The following is a 16,111-nucleotide window of genomic DNA, read 5'->3' as shown; positions in this document are numbered from 1 at the left end:
CCTCGGTTTCCTTGGCCGCTCTGCTGCTTGCTCACGGGGGTTTGTGGGTGCTGTGATTGCTGGCTCTGGTTAGTTCTGTCTAGCCCTGGCTAGTTTTGGCCGAAGAGCACGGCGGGGTCCGTGCCGGTGGCCAGTGCTGCGGCAAGGAGTACGCGCGCCTGGGCCGGGCGCAGATATCCGGAACTTATAACCCCCTGGGCTTGCAGGGTGGCTCCACCGCCCGCGCCGCCATAAGCAGCTTCCACGCTGCCCTCCGGCACGCGGGTACTCATTACCACGGCAACACCCTGGTCCAGGGCGTCGGATATGGCGGCGGCTAGTTCGCCGCCCACGTTGCCCGCGCCCATGCCCTGAATGACGAGCCCTTGTGCGCCGCGTGCGATGGCGGAGTCTATGAGCGCGCGGGGCGCGCCGGGGTAGGCGGCGATAATTTCCACCTCGGTGCCGTCCAAGGGGGCTAGGGGGAGGTTTGCTGGGTTTTTCGGGGCGTTCTCCGGGGCGTTGGTGGCAAAGCCATCGTCCTTGGTGGTGTGGGCTTTGTAGACCCCGCGGGCGGGATAGACGGAACCGTGGAAGGCGATGTAGGCACCGGGGCGTGTGTTCTTATTCGCCGCGAGCGTGATCGCCTGGGCGAGGTTATCGGGTCCGTCCGGGTCGGGATCGTCGGCAGGCCGCATGGCGCCGGTGAGCACGATGGGGTGATCATCGGGGTGGAAGGTCTCGGCGGCGATGGCGGTTTCCTCCATCGAATCGGTGCCGTGGGTGACCACCACGCCGGTGACCTCGGGGTCTGTGAGCGCTTGGGAGATAGCCGCGAGAATCGTATCGGTATCGCGGAAAGTCATGGCGGAGGAATCCAATTGGGCGATCTCGCGCACCTCAAGGTCTAAGTCTGATCCGAGGCGGTCGCGGACGGGGCTAATCAGAGCCTCCCCGGAAACGGTAGGCACCAGCGCCCCCGTGGCATCGGTGGTGCTGGCAATCGTTCCCCCGGTGCTCAACACCACTACGCGGCCGCTGAAGTTCTGGCTTTCTTCGGTAGTGGTGGGGCCAGTGGGGTTCTCGGTGTTCTCGGACTGAGCGGAGATGGTGCAGGCGCTGAGCAGACCAAGGGCGGCGAGGACGGTAATGGTACGGATCGGGAGTTTCATGCTCGGGGGTCTCATGGTCTGAGTATAGGGCGAGGAAAAGCTAAAAAGAGGCTACAGTGCAGTTATGTTGATCTCTCGCATAGGCCTTGCGGTGTTGGTAAGGTCACACATGGAGTATTGGTTCTCATCTGCGTGATTAATCTGCGTGGCTAATGTGGTGCGATGCGCGCGATAGTTACTCCATTGCTAGAGGAGGTACCTTGAATCCAAGTAAGCCTGATACTGCAAAAAACTCTGCTCCACTTAGTGAGAAGATTGCCCTATTTTTATTGGGCGTAACCGCGCTTGTTAATCTTTATTCCACTCAGCCAATACTCAATGATTTAAGCGTGTGGGCTCGGGTAGATGTTACTGAAGCAGCATGGACGGTGAGTGCGGCGACGGTTGGTGTGGCTCTGACGGCCCCCATAGCTGGGGTGGTATCTGACCGTCTCGGGCGGCGCCGTATCATGGTTATCGCTATTGCGGTTATGGCTGTATTGACAATACTGGCTAGTTTTTCTTGGGACTTTTACTCTCTTCTATTTATCCGCCTTGTGCAGGGGATATGTTGCCCCTTCATCTTTACTACGGCGGTGGCTTATATCAGTGAGGAGTATGCCCATCCTCTATCATTAAAACTTAATGCCCTCTATGTCGCGGGCACGGCTTTTGGTGGATTCTTGGGTCGCATGCTCTCGGCGGCCATTGTCGATGTCACTGGTTCGTGGCGTCTTTCCTTTGTGGGTAACTCTACTATTTTGGTGTTGATCCTTTTCTATGTGTGGTGGAGGCTTCCCTCTGAGAGGAATCTCCGGCCATATTCCCGTGAGGATTCGCGGGGTGCATCGAGTTCCCGGATTGGGTTTAATCCTCGCGTAATTTTCACTATCCTCATCGGAGCTACGCTACTATTCCAGCAAGTGGGAATGTTCACCTTCGCTTCTCTGGCGCTGACCGCTGAGCCTTTTTCTCTATCCACGAGCGCCGTCGGGTTGATATTCGTCATTTTCTTATTGCCAACTATCACAACCCCTTGGTTTGGTAGGGTTAATTCGGTTATTGGGCCGCGCTACTCCTTCGTACTTTCTCAGGTTGTGAGTATGATAGGCGTGGCTTTGACATTGATACCTTCGGTTGTATCTGTATGTGTTGGTTTGGCTATGTCCTGCATTGGCGTTTTTGCGGGGCAGTCGGTGGGCACTGCTATGGCAGGCCGCTTGATTCCCGATCGTAAGTCCGCAATAGTTGGTCTTTATCTTTCTGGATATTATTTGGGCGGCGCTATTGCCGCTGTCGCATTGGGGCCGGTGTATGTGGTGGCGGGATGGTCTGGTGTGGCTTCCATCATTATGGTTATTATTACTGCTAGCGCGCTTATTTCGTGGGCGTCTTGGAATCTTAGAAGTTCCTAAGCGCTCTGTTCACTTTCTTGTGTGGCGTTATTTTAAGATTGGTGATAATTATGCGGAAGATTGCTTCTTTATTTGTCGCAGGTATAGCCTCGCTGAGCCTTGCCGCCCCGGCCCAGGCAGAACCAACCCAGGAACCTGCCCAGGCGGAGCCGGAAGTTCGACAGTGCCCGGCGGTGACGGTGATTGCTGCCCGTGGTTCCGAGCAAAACGAGAACCTGGAACCCACCCGCTATAGCCCGGAGGCCCCCTGGGTATCCAATGGCTACGAGGAAGAAAATATCCGCGCCTTCTTCCAATTCTCCGAGCAGCGCTATCAGGAGCGCACGGGAGAATCGCTGATGAAGGACGTGCAGGTGTTGCCTCTCGACGCCTCCGTGTATCCCGCCTCCCTCCACGTTCCGCGCATTGCCGAGGTGGGCGAGGAGATGAGCGCCCTGGAAACTCTGCGGCGCATTGGTAATCTGTTGCGCGAAACCCCGGCACACCAGATTGCTGCCGACGCCGCCAGGGGTTTCTTCGAGTCCGTGGTGCAGGGCACGCTGAGTGTGGACGATGTGATCCGCGATTATGAGGCGGAATCTGGCTGCCACCCGGATTATGTCTTCTTCGGTTATTCCCAGGGGGCTATGCTCCTTTCCGCGAGGGAACGCGATATTAACGCCGCCCTCGGTGACCGGCTGCGTGGCACCGTGTACATCGGCAACCCCCTGTTGTCTTGGCAAGACCCCTCCCTGGTGGGCGACCCCAAGACCGGGGTGGGGCTGCTGGGCCTGGCTCCGCTGGACTCCCGCACCCTTGCCGCCACGGATGAGCAACACCGCGTGAATTACTGCCTGCGCGATGACTTTGTGTGCGATACCGGTTGGGAATCGGCCTCCAAGGCGCTTTCTGGTGGCGGGGGAGCGCACGCCCTGTACTTCCTGAACGCCGCCGAGAATCCCGCCGGGGCCACTGAGGCGGAGGGACAGGTGGCCGATTCTTTTGCTCGCTGGGTAGATGAGGTGCGGGCGGACACGCAGGCACACGGCACGCAGGCGGACAACACGCAGACGCACAACAATGGAGAAAGGTAGGGCGGCGATGAAGTATCGCACGATATACGGCGCTGTTCTTTCTGCTGCATTAGTGGCTTATGGCCCGGAGGGAATTGCCCAGGCGGTGCCCGCCGATTCGCCCCAGCCGGTTATCCCCGAATCTGCGGGGCCGCAGCAGTGCGTGCCTTACCTTGGCGATGTACTGAAGGGGAATGGTCAGTTCCCTCTAGGCCTTGTACCCCCGGATTATGGGATGGAGGGCTATGAAGATTTGCCCTTGGCCTCCGCCCAATCACGTCAAGGGGACCAAGCGCACCAAGGGAACCAGGCGCACCTACCCGAGCGGGTAGATGTACGCGATAACACCCAGGGCTTTAATGAACAGATAGAGGCCGCATTGAGCGGGGGTGACCTCTTTGTGCGGCGCGTGGGGGATTCTCAGTGGCGTGAGGCACCCACTCCGGAATGTTTGAAGGGGAAGATCACGGGTATCTCGCTCAACGATGATGCCCTGCTGGCCCTGGACGAGGCGGGCTGGATGTACACGCTTTCTAACCTGCAATCCAGCCCTCAGCGCTGGGGATGGATTAGGGCTTGGGGTGGGCCGGTGTGGTTGGGCAAGGGAATGCAGATGCCCACCACGCAGCCGGGGCGCTGGGCGCTGAGCCTCATTGGTACCCATACTGATCGCGTCTATGACACCCCCGATGGCAAGCAACAGCCGGTTTCCCTGGCTAAGGTCACTCAGGCGGTGGCGCTGAGCGAGGACGGCTCGCGTATCTATTCCCTCGATCCCTGGTTGGCCCGCGATTATTCCTATGAGGTGGGTACTCCGTGGAACTCCCGATTCCAGGCGGAGGCTATTTCGGCCTCGGGGTCTGTCATTTTTATTACTAATCGTTACGGCGATATGTACACGCGGCTATCCGACTTTGACGTTAATGGCTCGGACCCCGCTCAATTCCGCTATGGCTGGGGCGAGGATGAGCGCCCGGCGGCTGTGGACGCCGCGCAACACCGCCTGAATGATTCCACCGCTCCCATTGGCCTGCCGGGGGATGATTGGCACCATCAGCCCAAGATTCCGGGCCGGATTACCAGCCGCATTTCTATCCATTCCACCGCGCCGGGCTCGAATAACCGAGAGTTGCGCGTGGAGGGCCTCGATGAGGTGGGTAATACGGGCTTCTGGAAGAAGGAACTCACCGGGCAGCAATGGGAGTTTGTGCCCACCGGCCAGCCCTTGCAGGGTAAGGAATTATCGAATCCGCAGGAGGACCGCAGCGCGGATACTCTGGCGGAGGCCTCGCCTTTCCATTACCGCGGGGAATTAACCCCCGGGGTCACCATGAATGTGCGCGAGTTCGCCTATGCCTCCCCGCGCCGCGACGTCACCCTTAGTATCGGTGGGCAGGACTATCGCTTTATTTTTCACAGCGTGGATGGACGCTTGGGCACGCCGCTATCCATGCGCATGCTCCCGGTGGAAAGCGAGTTTGGCTCCCGCCCGGCGGGCCTGGCGGAGGGAATACCGCGCAATTATATGGCGGCCATTGAGGTGCCCGAGGAAACTCAGCAGCAGGTCCAAGCTAACCCCGCCCTGGCTAATTTCTTGGCGGGATATATGGAGAACGAGCAGTTCCACCAGGTGTATTTGAAGGTCACGCCCTCCCAGATGGAGGTGTGGAACTCCCCGGTGGATAACGTGGCGGTACCGCTGCTTAGCGAGGTAGCGCACCTGCCCTACACGGAGGTGCCCAGCCATGATGAAGCGTAACGACGCCCCGGCCCGCATCGGCATCATGGGCGGCACCTTTGACCCGATTCATAATGGGCACCTGGTGGCCGCCAGCGAGGTGGCCCACCGCTTTGACCTGGATACCGTGATCTTTGTGCCCACCGGCCAGCCCTGGCAAAAGGCGGATAAAGAGGTATCGGCAGCAGAGGATCGCTATTTAATGACGGTGATCGCCACGGCCTCGAATGAGAAGTTTTCCGTGAGCCGCGTGGACATAGAGCGCGGTGGGCCCACCTATACCGTGGATACGTTGCGCGATATTCGCGATCAATTCCCGCAAGCGGAATTATTCTTTATCACCGGTGCGGACGCCATGCGCAGCATTGTGACCTGGCGAGACTGGGAGGGTATGTTCTCGCTGGCGCATTTCATTGGGGTCACGCGGCCCGGATATGAATTGCACGAGGATGTCATTCCCGAGGTACACCGGGAGCACATCTCCCTCGTTCAGGTACCGGCGATGGCTATTTCTTCCACGGATTGTCGGCAGCGCTGCGCCCAGGGGCAGCCCCTGTGGTACTTGGTGCCGGAGGGGGTGGTGCAGTACATCGCCAAACGGGGGCTGTACGGAAAGTAGGACCCGCGGGGGCTTCGATAAGCCTCACGTGCGCGTGCCGCCGCACAGTTCGCCGGTGACCTGCATGTTATGGAATGATGGGAGCGGTATTACTCCTGCATGAGCAACGAAGGATTTGTGTGACTGTCTCTGAGCAATCCCGCCGCCTGGCGGGCATCGCGGCCCTGGCGGCTGATGAGAAGCAGGCCAGCAATATCGCGGTCATTGATGTATCTAATGTGATGGCTATTAGCGATGTTTTTGTGATCGCCTCGGCGGATAACGAGCGCCAGGTGCGCTCCATCGTCGAGGAGGTGGAGGATGCGCTGACCAGCAATAAGATGGAGCCCCTGCGCCGCGAGGGGAACCGGGAAAACCGCTGGGTGCTGCTGGATTACGGCTCCCTGGTGGTGCATGTGCAGCGCGAGCCGGAGCGCGAGTTCTACGGCCTGGATCGCCTGTACCGCGACTGCCCGCTCATCGAGGTAGAGGGATTGGAGACCCCGCAGCGCCCCGGCGAGTGGTCCGAGGAGGTGGATCTGCGCCAGGTGCAATCCATCGAGGATATTCCGCTGGCGGCAGAGGCCCCGGGCGAGGACGAGTACTGATCCCACCATGACGCGACGCCTCATCATGGCCCGCCACGGGCAGACCGTCTATAACGCCACCCGGCGTATGCAGGGGCAGCTGGATACCGCCCTTTCTGAGGAGGGGATACGCCAGGCCCGCGAGGCCGCCCGCCTGCTGGAAGGCCGTGGCATTACGCGCGTGGTGGCCTCCGATTTAGAGCGCGCCACGGTGACCGCCCAGATCATCGCGGAGCACCTGGGCCTAGAGGTGAGCACCGATGTTCGCCTGCGGGAAACCCACCTGGGCCAGTGGCAGGGCAAGACGCACCAGGAGGTCGATGGGGAACTCCCCGGTGCGCGCGCGATCTGGCGGCACGACGCCTCCTGGGCCCCGCCCGAGGGGGAGTCCCGCTTGGAGGTGGCCCGCCGCGCCCGCCCGGTGGTGGAGGAACTGATGAGTAGCTTCCCCGAATGGGACGATGCCGCCGTTCTTTTGGTGGCTCACGGCGGCACGATCTCCGCGCTCACCAGCAACCTTTTGGGCCTGCACCAGGATCAGTACCCGCTGATCTCCGGGCTCAACAATGCCCACTGGGCGCAACTGACGGCCCGCCCGCACTTTAGCCCTGGCAGCACCGACGCCCTGGATACCGAGCCTGGTTCCACCCCCCGCTTTGATGCCGCCTCGGTGGCTCAGGCGCAGTGGTACCTTGACGCCTGGAACATGGGGGCCTAAGAGCCGTGACGGTGCGCGTGGTGGTGGATTCCTCGGCGGGACTGCCCCCGGAGGTAGCAGAGGAATACGGCATCGCGGTGCTGAATATGCACCTCACCAAGGGCGGCACCGCGGGCCTGAGCGCGCTGGAACTGTGCGCCTGCTACGCCCGCATGCTAGAGCGCGGAGGTGACGCCGGGGTGGTGGCCCTGCACGTGCCCAAGGAACTTTCTTCTACCTGGTCGGCGGCGGTGGAGGCCTCCGCCCTTTTCCATGAGTCCGTGCGCGTGGTGGATACCCCCACCCTGGGTATGGGGGTGGGGGCGGCCGCCGTGGCCGCCGCACAGGCCGCGAATAAGGGCGGTGACCTCGAAGAATGTTATGAGGCCGCCATTCGGGTATTAGATTCCGCCGCTACCTTCCTCTACGCTCACCGCCTCGATGAGTTGCGGCGTTCGGGCCGGGTATCGGCGGGTACCATGATGATCTCCACGGCGTTGGCCTCCAAGCCGATCATGCGGGTGCGCGAGGGACGCGTGGAACTAGCGGTAAAAACCCGCACCCAGACCCGCGCCTTCGAGCGCCTGACGGAATTGGCGGTGCAGGCCGCCGGGGATAAGCCGGTGCGCGTATTCCTCCAGGAGCATGAGGCTCGGGAGGCCTCGCGCAAGCTCGCCGCCCTGCTGGAAGAGGCCCTGCCGGAGGGCTCTGAGGTGCGTATTCTCCCCCTAGCAGACGTGCTAGCCGCGCACGCGGGGCCGGGGGCTATCGCGGTGTCCATTGTGGATAACTAAAGTTATCCACAATCTCTTTCTGCTTATCGACGTCCCGCGTCCCCCACGCTTTTAGCCTATGGCCCATGCAGGTGCGAGAAAGGCTCAAAGACCTCACCCGCCCCACGGGGGAGGAAGAACTCATGCGGGTGGAATATCCCCGCCCGCGCTGGGCGATTACGCCCCGGCAGGGGATCGCCGTGGCGTGCGCGGCACTGATACTCCTGGGGCTGTGGTGGATATGGCCGCGCGGAGATGAAGAGGATACCGCCTTCCTTGCGCCCTCGGGTGTGGCCGCCCTTCCCACGCTGAGCCCTTCGACCACCACCGAGGAACCGCAGGAGATTGTGGTGGCGGTGGTGGGGCAGGTAGATCGTCCCGGCCTGGTACGTTTGCCGCCGCAGGCGCGGGTATCCGATGCGCTGGCCCAGGCCGGACCCAGACCAGAGGCCGATACGCTGCCGCTGAACCTGGCCCGCCGCGTGGAGGACGGCGAGCAGATTTACGTGCCCGCCCACGGGGAAGGGCCGGGTGCGGTATCGGAGCCGCTGCCTTCTCCGGGTCCGGCAGCCTCGGCTGAACCGGGGAAAATCTCGCTGAACAAGGCCACGGTGGAAGAACTCACCACGCTCAACGGAGTGGGGGAGGTGACCGCGCGGGCCATCGTGGAATACCGGGATTCCCACGGGGGCTTTAGCGAGGTGGCGCAGTTACAAGAAGTGCGCGGTATTGGCCCGGCAAAGTATGCGGCCTTGGAAAGCCAGGTGGTCCCGTGAGAGAGGCGCGGCTTGTTCCCGCCGCAGCGCTGGTATGGGCGGTCACGCTGGTGATGGTGCTGGCAGGCTCGGCGGGTCCGACTACCGGCCCGCTGCTTGCCCTGGGGCTGGTAGCGCTCTGCGTTCTGGGTGCGTGGGCCGCGCGCTCGGCGGGGCAGGCGATGGTGCTCGCCGCCGTGGGAATCGTGGCCGGGATATTGAGCCACGCGCGGTGGCGAGACGCCCAGAATCCGCTGCCGGAGCAGGTGAGCGCCCAGGTGGCGGGTGAACCCCGCAGCATCTCCGGGGATACCTGGCTATTGCCGGTGCACGTCGAGGGCTATCCGGCACAGGTTCCGCTCTTTGTGGAATCCCAGGAACCCCTGAACCTGGCGCGCGGAACTCCACTCAGCGCTCACGTGCAATGGGAAATCAGCGAGCGCGCCGGGTTGGGGCGCTGGGTGGGCACGGTGGAGGACTGGCAGGCCGGCAATCCGCAGGGGCTCCACGCCTGGGTGGCCGGGGTACACCAACGCTTCATCGAGGCCGTGCAGGCTCAGGTGGGGGAGGCTACCCAAGGGCTCATTCCAGGCATGGTGCTGGGCAATACCACTGCACAGGGAGACGGGGAACGGGAACTCTATATCGCCACGGGGCTCTCGCATCTTTCCGCTGTGAGCGGTGCGAACGTTACCATCGTGGCCACCTGCGCCTTTCTCCTGTGCCGCCTGTGTGGGCTCGGACCCAGGGTGCAGGTGGGCTGCGCGGGTTTCTTCGTGCTGGCTTTCTTCTTCCTCGTAGGCCCGGAGCCCTCGGTGCTGCGCGCCACGCTCACCGGGTTGGTGGGGCTCCTGGCGGTGGCGCACGCGGCCACCTTTCCGCCTCTCCACGGTCTCAGCGTGGCGGTGATAGTGCTGCTCCTCTACGATTCCTCCCTGGCTACCCAATGGGGGTTCGCGCTCTCGGTGGCGGCCACAGCCGGAATCGTGCTGCTCTACCCGCTGCTTTATCGCACATTAGCGGCAACAAGGCTTCCTGACGTCCTCGTGCGCGCCCTCGCGGTGGCGCTCGCGGCTGATCTCTCCACCACACCGCTGGTGGCCGCGATGAGCGGGAGAATGTCGCTGGTATCGGTGCTGGCTAATGTGCTGGTGGCTCCCGCGGTGGCTCCTATTACCGTGATCGGTTTGTTGGCGGTGGTAGCCGTGCTCCTTCCCGGCGGTGGTGAGGTGGTGGCCCTGTGGGTTATCGAGCCCTGCGCCTGGTGGATTCACCGAGTAGCACAGTGGTGCGCGAGCCTGCCCCTCGCCACGGTGGAGGCCCGCCCGCAATGGGTGTTGCTCTCCTATGCCTGGGTGGCTTACCTCTTCTTCCTGGGTTATCGGCGTACCACCATCGTGGGTTTGGCCGTACTGGCCCTCGTGGCGGCCTGGCCGGAGCGCCGTGCGCCCCCGGTGGAACTCTCCGAGCTCCGGGTGGCGGTGGTGGATACAGAGGAGGAGGCCATGAAGGTCGGCCCCGACGCCCAGGCAATTGTGGTGCGCGATGGTTCTGGGCGCCCAGCGGATTATCCCAGCCAAACACCTGCGGGAGTACCCGTATTCTTCCCACACCGCGATGGGCCGGTGACCTTGCACCGGGACGGCACCCAGCACGCCGCCGATGGGAGGTTTTAGCCTGTGGCACGATAGAGCGCATGGAGTCCCAGGTTCACCTCATCGTCGGCACAGAGGCCTTCCTCGTGGAGCGGCAGCGCCGGGCCATCATCGAGCAGATTAAGGATGGCCGCCCGGAGGTAACCGTCACCACCATGAACGCCGGGGAACTCACCCCCTCCGAGGTCTTAGAGGTGCTTTCTCCCTCGCTCTTCGGGGATGATCGCGTGGCGGTGATAAAGAATACGGAGACCGCGGGCAAGGAACCCGCCGATCTGCTCTTGCAGGCCGCCGTGGACCCAGGCCCAGGGATCTACCTCATCGTGGAGCACTCCGGGGGCGGGCGCACCAAGGCCCTGGTGCCCAAGTTGGAAAAGATCGCCACCACCCACCGCGCCGAGGAGGTCAAGCAGCGCGAATTGCCCAGTTGGGTCACCCAGGAGTTTCGTTCCCACGGGGTGCGTATTACCCCGGACGTGGTACACGCGCTCTTAGAGGGTGTGGGCTCTGACTTGCGCGAACTCGCCTCGGCGGTGAGTCAATTGGTGGCCGATGCCGAAGGAGACATCACGGTAGCCACCGTGCGGGCCTACTACTCCGGGGTGGCGGAGGTATCGGCCTTTGACATCGCGGACTGGGCGGTCACAGGCCAGGGTGCCCGCGCCGTGGCCGCCACGCGCCGAGCCCTGCAATTGGGCATGAGCCCGGTGGTGATCGCGGCCTCGTTGAGTTCCAAGGTAGGCATGATTGCGCGGCTGTATTCCACCACGGGGCGGGTGGATTCTAGACGCCTGGCCGGGCAATTGGGTGCGCACCCCTTCGTGATTGAAAAGACCTCCAAGGTGGCCCGGCGCTGGTCGAGCGATTCGGTGAGCCGAGCGGTCATCCTCATGGCGGACCTGGATGCCGCCGTGAAGGGCCAGGGCGGTGACCCGGACTATGCCGTGGAATCCGCCGTGCAGCGCGTGGCCCGATTGGCTGGTTAAACTACACGCATGACTTCTTCTGAATTACCCCAGGACGTCCAGGAATTAGCCACCCGGCTCTTTGATATGGCGCGCCGGGGCGATGAGCAATTGATCGAATACGTAGATCACGGCGTGGCGGTGGACATGGTGAATCAGGAGGGCAATAGCTTTCTCATGCTGGCCGCCTACGCAGGTCATGCCGCCTTGGTAGAAGCCCTGGTGGAGCGCGGGGCGGACGTCGATAAGCTCAATGATCGCGGCCAATCCCCGCTGGCCGGGGCGATCTTTAAAAAGGAAGAGGCCGTGGTGGACGTGTTGATTAAGGCCAAGGCCGATCCCCAGCATGGCCAGCCCACGGCGATAGAAACCGCTCAGATGTTTGGCAGGGAGGACCTGCTGGAACGCCTGCGATGACGGCGGGCGCACTCCTTTCCATCACCGCCTTAAACCTCGTGGGGGTGGCCGCGCCGGGGCCGGATACCCTGCTGGTCATGCGCGCGGCTACCAAGGATCGCCGCCACGCCTATGCCACCGTGCTGGGTATCCACGCGGGTGCGCTGCTGTGGATGGTGCTCACGGTGCTGGGTGCGGCGGCTGTGCTGGGGCGATACCCCGTGCTCATCGGGGTGATTCAGCTCATCGGTGGGGTGTATCTGGGGTACATGGGCAGTCAGATGGCGCGCGCCGGATGGCGGCTGCGCGGCTATGGGGCTGCCGACGTCCCCGTGACCACTCGGGCGAGCAGCCTGCAATGCGCGCGCCGGGGGCTCTTCACGAATCTCTCGAATCCCAAGATCGTGCTGTTCTTAACCTCGATCATCGCCCCGGTGATGCCCGCGCATCCCTCCTGGGGCACGGCGCTGAGCATTATCGCCTGCCTGTGGCTGAGTTCTTTGGCGTATTTTCTTGCTATGGCCACGCTGCTTTCCACGCGGGCCGTGCAGCGCCGGGCGCTTAAGACCGGGCCGTTTATTGATATGGCGGCCGGGGCTATTTTCTGCCTTTTCGGCGTGGTGCTCGTGGCGCGGGGGATAATAGAACTGTTTAGCTAGAAAAACCCTCGGTGCTCTTTAGAGCACCGAGGGTTTTAAAGGCGTGAAGCCTTAGTCCATCTTGTTGAACATGGCGGCCATGCCGGACTTCTTGTTGGCCGCGTTGTTGCGGTGCAGAACACCCTTGGACACGGACTTATCCAGAATCCGGGAAGCGGCGCGCAGCTGCTGCTCGGCAGCGGCCTTGTCGCCCTCGGCCACGAGCTCGCGGAACTTGCGGATCTCGGTGCGCACGCGGGAACGCACGGCCTGGTTGCGCTGGCGGCTCTTCTCGTTGGTGAGAATGCGCTTCTTCTTGGACTTGATGTTTGCCATGATGGTTACCTCTTGATGTCGAAGAAATAGAGTTCGATATGTTCATCCTCCGCCTGGTATTGGCCGGGGCGGCGCTGACACGATAAAACTGGCACGGTGTAAAAGGCGCCGCCGTTGGCACCGACTCTGGCGAACCCAAGGTCCTGCCCGCCGTGTTCGATGCAACCAGCGAAGGATAACCCGCAGAATATTAGCAGCAGGCGGTATTACTCCCCAAATTAGGTCCAGCCGTAGCGATTACGCAGCTTGCAGGCGATGCGCTCAAAGCGCCGTCGGGGAAAGAGCACGCCCTGGCGGCGTATCCCCAGGTGGGGAATCTCCAGAACGCGATCCAGGCGCACCCAACATTGGCGGCCCTTTTCGTCCCATTCCCCGGAGCCGATGTCGAGCCACTCGGGCTCATTGGCGTGCTTGGGGTTGGGGGAGATGAGCAGGCCCAGCACGGAATCCCGGCCGTGGCCGATCACCAGCACGGCGCGATCGCGCCGTGGCCTATCGGGGCCGTCGGAAGGCGCCCACACCCACACCACCTCGCCGGGTTCGGGCTGGCCGTCCATGTCCGGGGCGTAGTAAATGCTGCGCGCCTTAGATGAGGTGGTGGAAACGCTGATGGTGCTGGGGAGGCGCTGCGCGTCGGCCTCGGGGGCGTCGCTAAAGCCCAGGCGGCAATTGATGCGTTCGAGCCCGGCTTGCAGCGGTGGGGCGTTGCTTCCGGGCAGGAGTTTTTTGAACATGGCGGCGAGGTCATGCGCTGTGGTGGACTTACTCATGCACATCAATCCCAGAACTGCGGCGTCGGTGAAGGGGGAACCGTGTCACCCTGGCTTACAGTGATGATCGCTTCACCCGTCACCGCTGTTACATGGCTTAGAATATACCTTCTTGTTCGGTAGAGTGTCAGGGGTTAGCACGACGGAAGGGGTCGCCACTTTTATGCCCAGTACGCCCGGTAATTTTGCGGAATCTACGTTCACCGATCTGGAGCGGATCAGGAACTTCTGCATCATTGCTCACATTGACCACGGCAAGTCCACACTGGCGGACCGCATCTTGCAGCTTTCCAAGGTGGTTGAGGAGCGCGACATGCGCGATCAATACCTGGACAACATGGATATTGAGCGCGAGCGCGGCATCACCATCAAGGCCCAAAACGTGCGCCTGCCGTGGGTACCGCGCTCGGGCGCGGCCAAGGGCCAAGAAATCGTGCTGCAAATGATCGACACCCCCGGCCACGTGGACTTCACCTACGAGGTCTCCCGCGCCCTGGCCGCCTGCGAGGGGGCGATCCTGCTTGTCGACGCCGCCCAGGGCATTGAGGCACAGACGCTGGCGAACCTCTACCTGGCGATGGAAAAGGACCTGGAGATCATTCCGGTTCTCAACAAGATCGACCTCCCCGCCGCGGACCCGGAGAAGTACTCCCTGGAAATCGCCAACATCATCGGCTGCGAGCCCGAGGACGTGCTGCGCGTATCCGGCAAGACCGGCGAGGGCGTAGAAGCCCTGCTTGACCGCGTATGCGAGATGATCCCCGCGCCCACCACGGATAAGCCTGCCGACGCCCCCGCGCGCGCCATGATCTTCGATTCCGTCTACGACACCTACCGCGGCGTGGTCACCTATATCCGCATGGTGGACGGCACGCTCACCCCGCGCCAAAAAGTACGCATGATGTCCACCGGGGCGCTGCACGAACTCCTAGAAATCGGCATCGTTTCCCCCACACCCAAGAAGTGCGAGGGCCTAGGCCCCGGTGAGGTGGGTTACCTCATCACCGGCGTGAAGGACGTGCGCGAAACCAAGGTGGGCGATACCGTCACCTGGGCCACCAAGGGCGCGGAAGAACCCCTCCAGGGCTACGAGGACCCCTCCCCGATGGTGTACTCCGGGCTCTTCCCCATCTCCCAGGAGGATTTCCCGGCGCTGCGCGACGCCCTGGATAAGTTGCAGCTTAACGACGCCTCGCTCACCTTCGAGCCGGAAACCTCCGTGGCCCTGGGCTTCGGCTTCCGCTGCGGCTTCTTAGGCCTGCTGCACATGGAGATCACCCGCGCCCGCCTAGAGCGCGAGTTTGACCTTAACCTCATCTCTACCGCGCCTTCGGTGACCTACCGCGTGGTGGCCGAGGACGGCGAGGAACACGTGGTGCACAACCCCGCCGACTGGCCGGGAGGTAAACTGCGTGAGATTTACGAGCCCATCGTGGATATGACCATCATTGTGCCCTCCGATTACGTGGGACCCACGATGGAACTGTGCCAATCGCGCCGCGGACAGATGAAGAACATGGACTACCTCTCTGAGGATCGCGTGGAACTGCGCTACGTGATGCCCCTGGGCGAGATCATCTTTGACTTCTTTGACATGCTGAAATCGCGTACCAAGGGCTACGCCTCCCTGAACTACGAGGACGCCGGCGAGCAGGAGGCCGACCTGGTGAAGGTGGACATCCTCTTGCAGGGCGACCCGGTGGACGCCTTTAGTGCCATCGTACACCGCGATAACGCCCAGTGGTACGGCAACAAGATGACGAAGAAGCTCAAGGAGATTATTCCTCGCCAACAGTTCGAGGTGCCTGTGCAGGCGGCCATTGGGGCCAAGATCATCTCCCGAGAGAACATCAAGGCCCTGCGCAAGGACGTTCTTTCTAAGTGCTATGGCGGTGACATCTCTCGTAAGCGCAAGTTGCTGGAAAAGCAGAAGGAAGGCAAGAAGCGCATGAAGTCCATCGGCTCGGTGAACGTGCCGCAGGAGGCCTTTGTGGCGGCGCTTTCTACGGATGAGGCTTAAGCGCAGCCGGGGTGGCTACGGGGGCTAAAACCGAGACGCGGGACGTGGCGTGCTTCTAAACTAAGAGGGGCACACCACCGAGTTCCTGCATCGGAATTTCTTATCTGTGTATAGGAGATATTTTATTTCTACTGTATATGTAGATGGTGGTCACTGAAGGAACCAAAATCGTCATATCCTAATGGATAAGGGTGGATGATATGAATGATCCTCTAGTTTCTCTCGTGAGTGAGTTCTATCGGTGCGAGAACTCTCGTGATTGGGGGGGGATGGCCCGTTTGGTTGATCCAAATATCACTTCGTATACCTCTCCTACGGATGAATATGTTACAGGAAGAGGCGAATATATTAATTCAATCATTGACATGTATCGCGGCCGAAGTGAGACATTTGAGGTGCTATCAATTAGTTCGGACGTGCGCGCCGCCACGGTTCATGCTGAGATAAGCATGGAGGGGAAGCGGTCTGTTAATGTTTTTGAGATTAGAGATAATGTTATTGCGGTTGAGCGTGAGTATCTAGGCGAAGGCTATGTTTAGTTAACTGGGGGCTTGGTTTCGCGTTGGTTGGGATGTGTGAGGCTTCC

General features: G+C 61.6%; 17 protein-coding genes. 14 read left to right on the top strand and 3 right to left on the bottom strand.

Annotated features, from left to right (window positions below):
- Window positions 1–89 precede the first annotated feature (89 nt).
- Window positions 90–1,166 carry an asparaginase gene (locus Clow_RS05490; protein WP_245625706.1) on the bottom strand — a complete coding sequence of 359 codons (1,077 nt, stop codon included), beginning with the start codon at window positions 1,164–1,166 and terminating at the stop codon, window positions 90–92.
- Between the two features lie 185 nt (window positions 1,167–1,351).
- On the opposite strand from Clow_RS05490, the gene Clow_RS11380 reads away from it, so the two are divergent.
- The 12 genes from Clow_RS11380 to Clow_RS05435 all read left to right on the top strand — a co-directional run bounded on the left by Clow_RS11380 (window position 1,352) and on the right by Clow_RS05435 (window position 12,420).
- Window positions 1,352–2,545: an MFS transporter gene (locus Clow_RS11380; protein WP_245625705.1), complete on the top strand. Its 1,194-nt coding sequence runs from the start codon at window positions 1,352–1,354 to the stop codon at window positions 2,543–2,545.
- 50 nt (window positions 2,546–2,595) lie between these two features.
- Window positions 2,596–3,618 carry an alpha/beta hydrolase family protein gene (locus Clow_RS05485; protein WP_156334665.1) on the top strand — a complete coding sequence of 341 codons (1,023 nt, stop codon included), beginning with the start codon at window positions 2,596–2,598 and terminating at the stop codon, window positions 3,616–3,618.
- Between the two features lie 7 nt (window positions 3,619–3,625).
- Window positions 3,626–5,356, top strand: a complete 1,731-nt coding sequence (locus tag Clow_RS05480; protein WP_211256932.1) for a hypothetical protein — start codon at window positions 3,626–3,628, stop codon at window positions 5,354–5,356.
- On the top strand, window positions 5,343–5,954 hold the full coding sequence (nadD, locus tag Clow_RS05475) for a nicotinate-nucleotide adenylyltransferase (protein WP_082418537.1): 612 nt from the start codon (window positions 5,343–5,345) through the stop codon (window positions 5,952–5,954). Before Clow_RS05480 ends, nadD begins: the two co-directional genes overlap by 14 nt.
- A gap of 119 nt (window positions 5,955–6,073) precedes the next feature.
- Window positions 6,074–6,541: a ribosome silencing factor gene (gene rsfS / locus Clow_RS05470; RefSeq protein ID WP_055177423.1), complete on the top strand. Its 468-nt coding sequence runs from the start codon at window positions 6,074–6,076 to the stop codon at window positions 6,539–6,541.
- A 7-nt stretch (window positions 6,542–6,548) separates the two neighbouring features.
- Window positions 6,549–7,238, top strand: a complete 690-nt coding sequence (locus Clow_RS05465) for a histidine phosphatase family protein (RefSeq protein WP_055177420.1) — start codon at window positions 6,549–6,551, stop codon at window positions 7,236–7,238.
- 5 nt (window positions 7,239–7,243) lie between these two features.
- Entirely contained in the window at window positions 7,244–8,011 is a 768-nt protein-coding gene (locus Clow_RS05460; protein WP_055177419.1) for a DegV family protein, read from the top strand.
- A 65-nt stretch (window positions 8,012–8,076) separates the two neighbouring features.
- On the top strand, window positions 8,077–8,766 hold the full coding sequence (locus Clow_RS05455) for a ComEA family DNA-binding protein (protein WP_055177417.1): 690 nt from the start codon (window positions 8,077–8,079) through the stop codon (window positions 8,764–8,766).
- A complete protein-coding gene (locus Clow_RS05450; RefSeq protein ID WP_055177415.1) occupies window positions 8,763–10,421 on the top strand; it encodes a ComEC/Rec2 family competence protein in 1,659 nt (552 codons plus the stop codon). The genes Clow_RS05455 and Clow_RS05450 overlap by 4 nt, the downstream gene beginning before the upstream one ends.
- A gap of 20 nt (window positions 10,422–10,441) precedes the next feature.
- Window positions 10,442–11,386: a DNA polymerase III subunit delta gene (gene holA, locus Clow_RS05445; protein ID WP_055177413.1), complete on the top strand. Its 945-nt coding sequence runs from the start codon at window positions 10,442–10,444 to the stop codon at window positions 11,384–11,386.
- Between the two features lie 9 nt (window positions 11,387–11,395).
- Window positions 11,396–11,782 (top strand): ankyrin repeat domain-containing protein, encoded by a 387-nt coding sequence (locus tag Clow_RS05440; RefSeq protein ID WP_055177410.1) that lies wholly within the window; start codon window positions 11,396–11,398, stop codon window positions 11,780–11,782.
- Entirely contained in the window at window positions 11,779–12,420 is a 642-nt protein-coding gene (locus Clow_RS05435; protein WP_055177408.1) for a LysE family transporter, read from the top strand. The genes Clow_RS05440 and Clow_RS05435 overlap by 4 nt, the downstream gene beginning before the upstream one ends.
- Before the next feature lie 51 nt (window positions 12,421–12,471).
- On the opposite strand, the gene rpsT is transcribed toward Clow_RS05435, so the two are convergent.
- Together rpsT and Clow_RS05425 are read right to left on the bottom strand one after the other, a co-directional pair.
- Window positions 12,472–12,735: a 30S ribosomal protein S20 gene (gene rpsT / locus Clow_RS05430; protein ID WP_055177406.1), complete on the bottom strand. Its 264-nt coding sequence runs from the start codon at window positions 12,733–12,735 to the stop codon at window positions 12,472–12,474.
- Window positions 12,736–12,953: 218 nt separating this feature from the next.
- Window positions 12,954–13,505 carry a type II toxin-antitoxin system PemK/MazF family toxin gene (locus Clow_RS05425; protein ID WP_055177404.1) on the bottom strand — a complete coding sequence of 184 codons (552 nt, stop codon included), beginning with the start codon at window positions 13,503–13,505 and terminating at the stop codon, window positions 12,954–12,956.
- Between the two features lie 163 nt (window positions 13,506–13,668).
- On the opposite strand from Clow_RS05425, the gene lepA reads away from it, so the two are divergent.
- Together lepA and Clow_RS11725 are read left to right on the top strand one after the other, a co-directional pair.
- The gene (gene lepA / locus Clow_RS05420; protein WP_055177402.1) at window positions 13,669–15,525 is read left to right on the top strand and encodes a translation elongation factor 4; all 1,857 of its coding nucleotides are present in this window, start codon (window positions 13,669–13,671) and stop codon (window positions 15,523–15,525) included.
- A gap of 200 nt (window positions 15,526–15,725) precedes the next feature.
- Window positions 15,726–16,064 (top strand): nuclear transport factor 2-like protein, encoded by a 339-nt coding sequence (locus Clow_RS11725; RefSeq protein WP_156334663.1) that lies wholly within the window; start codon window positions 15,726–15,728, stop codon window positions 16,062–16,064.
- The last annotated feature ends 47 nt before the right edge of the window (window positions 16,065–16,111 follow it).

Origin of the sequence: Corynebacterium lowii (assembly GCF_001412085.1) — a bacterium.
Lineage (GTDB): Bacteria > Actinomycetota > Actinomycetes > Mycobacteriales > Mycobacteriaceae > Corynebacterium > Corynebacterium lowii.
Note: the sequence above shows the minus strand (reverse complement) of the source record. Positions and strands in the feature narration are given on the sequence as shown.

What these genes read in the sequence shown, in the direction of transcription:
- Clow_RS05455 (WP_055177417.1), top strand. Translation starts at nt 8,077, where the DNA reads ATGCAGGTGCGAGAAAGGCTCAAAGACCTCACCCGCCCCACGGGGGAG.
- Clow_RS11725 (WP_156334663.1), top strand. Translation starts at nt 15,726, where the DNA reads ATGAATGATCCTCTAGTTTCTCTCGTGAGTGAGTTCTATCGGTGCGAG.
- rpsT (WP_055177406.1), bottom strand. Translation starts at nt 12,735, where the DNA reads ATGGCAAACATCAAGTCCAAGAAGAAGCGCATTCTCACCAACGAGAAG.
- Clow_RS05435 (WP_055177408.1), top strand. Translation starts at nt 11,779, where the DNA reads ATGACGGCGGGCGCACTCCTTTCCATCACCGCCTTAAACCTCGTGGGG.
- nadD (WP_082418537.1), top strand. Translation starts at nt 5,343, where the DNA reads ATGATGAAGCGTAACGACGCCCCGGCCCGCATCGGCATCATGGGCGGC.
- holA (WP_055177413.1), top strand. Translation starts at nt 10,442, where the DNA reads ATGGAGTCCCAGGTTCACCTCATCGTCGGCACAGAGGCCTTCCTCGTG.
- Clow_RS05465 (WP_055177420.1), top strand. Translation starts at nt 6,549, where the DNA reads ATGACGCGACGCCTCATCATGGCCCGCCACGGGCAGACCGTCTATAAC.
- Clow_RS05440 (WP_055177410.1), top strand. Translation starts at nt 11,396, where the DNA reads ATGACTTCTTCTGAATTACCCCAGGACGTCCAGGAATTAGCCACCCGG.
- lepA (WP_055177402.1), top strand. Translation starts at nt 13,669, where the DNA reads ATGCCCAGTACGCCCGGTAATTTTGCGGAATCTACGTTCACCGATCTG.
- Clow_RS05480 (WP_211256932.1), top strand. Translation starts at nt 3,626, where the DNA reads ATGAAGTATCGCACGATATACGGCGCTGTTCTTTCTGCTGCATTAGTG.
- Clow_RS05490 (WP_245625706.1), bottom strand. Translation starts at nt 1,166, where the DNA reads ATGAGACCCCCGAGCATGAAACTCCCGATCCGTACCATTACCGTCCTC.
- Clow_RS05485 (WP_156334665.1), top strand. Translation starts at nt 2,596, where the DNA reads ATGCGGAAGATTGCTTCTTTATTTGTCGCAGGTATAGCCTCGCTGAGC.
- Clow_RS05425 (WP_055177404.1), bottom strand. Translation starts at nt 13,505, where the DNA reads ATGAGTAAGTCCACCACAGCGCATGACCTCGCCGCCATGTTCAAAAAA.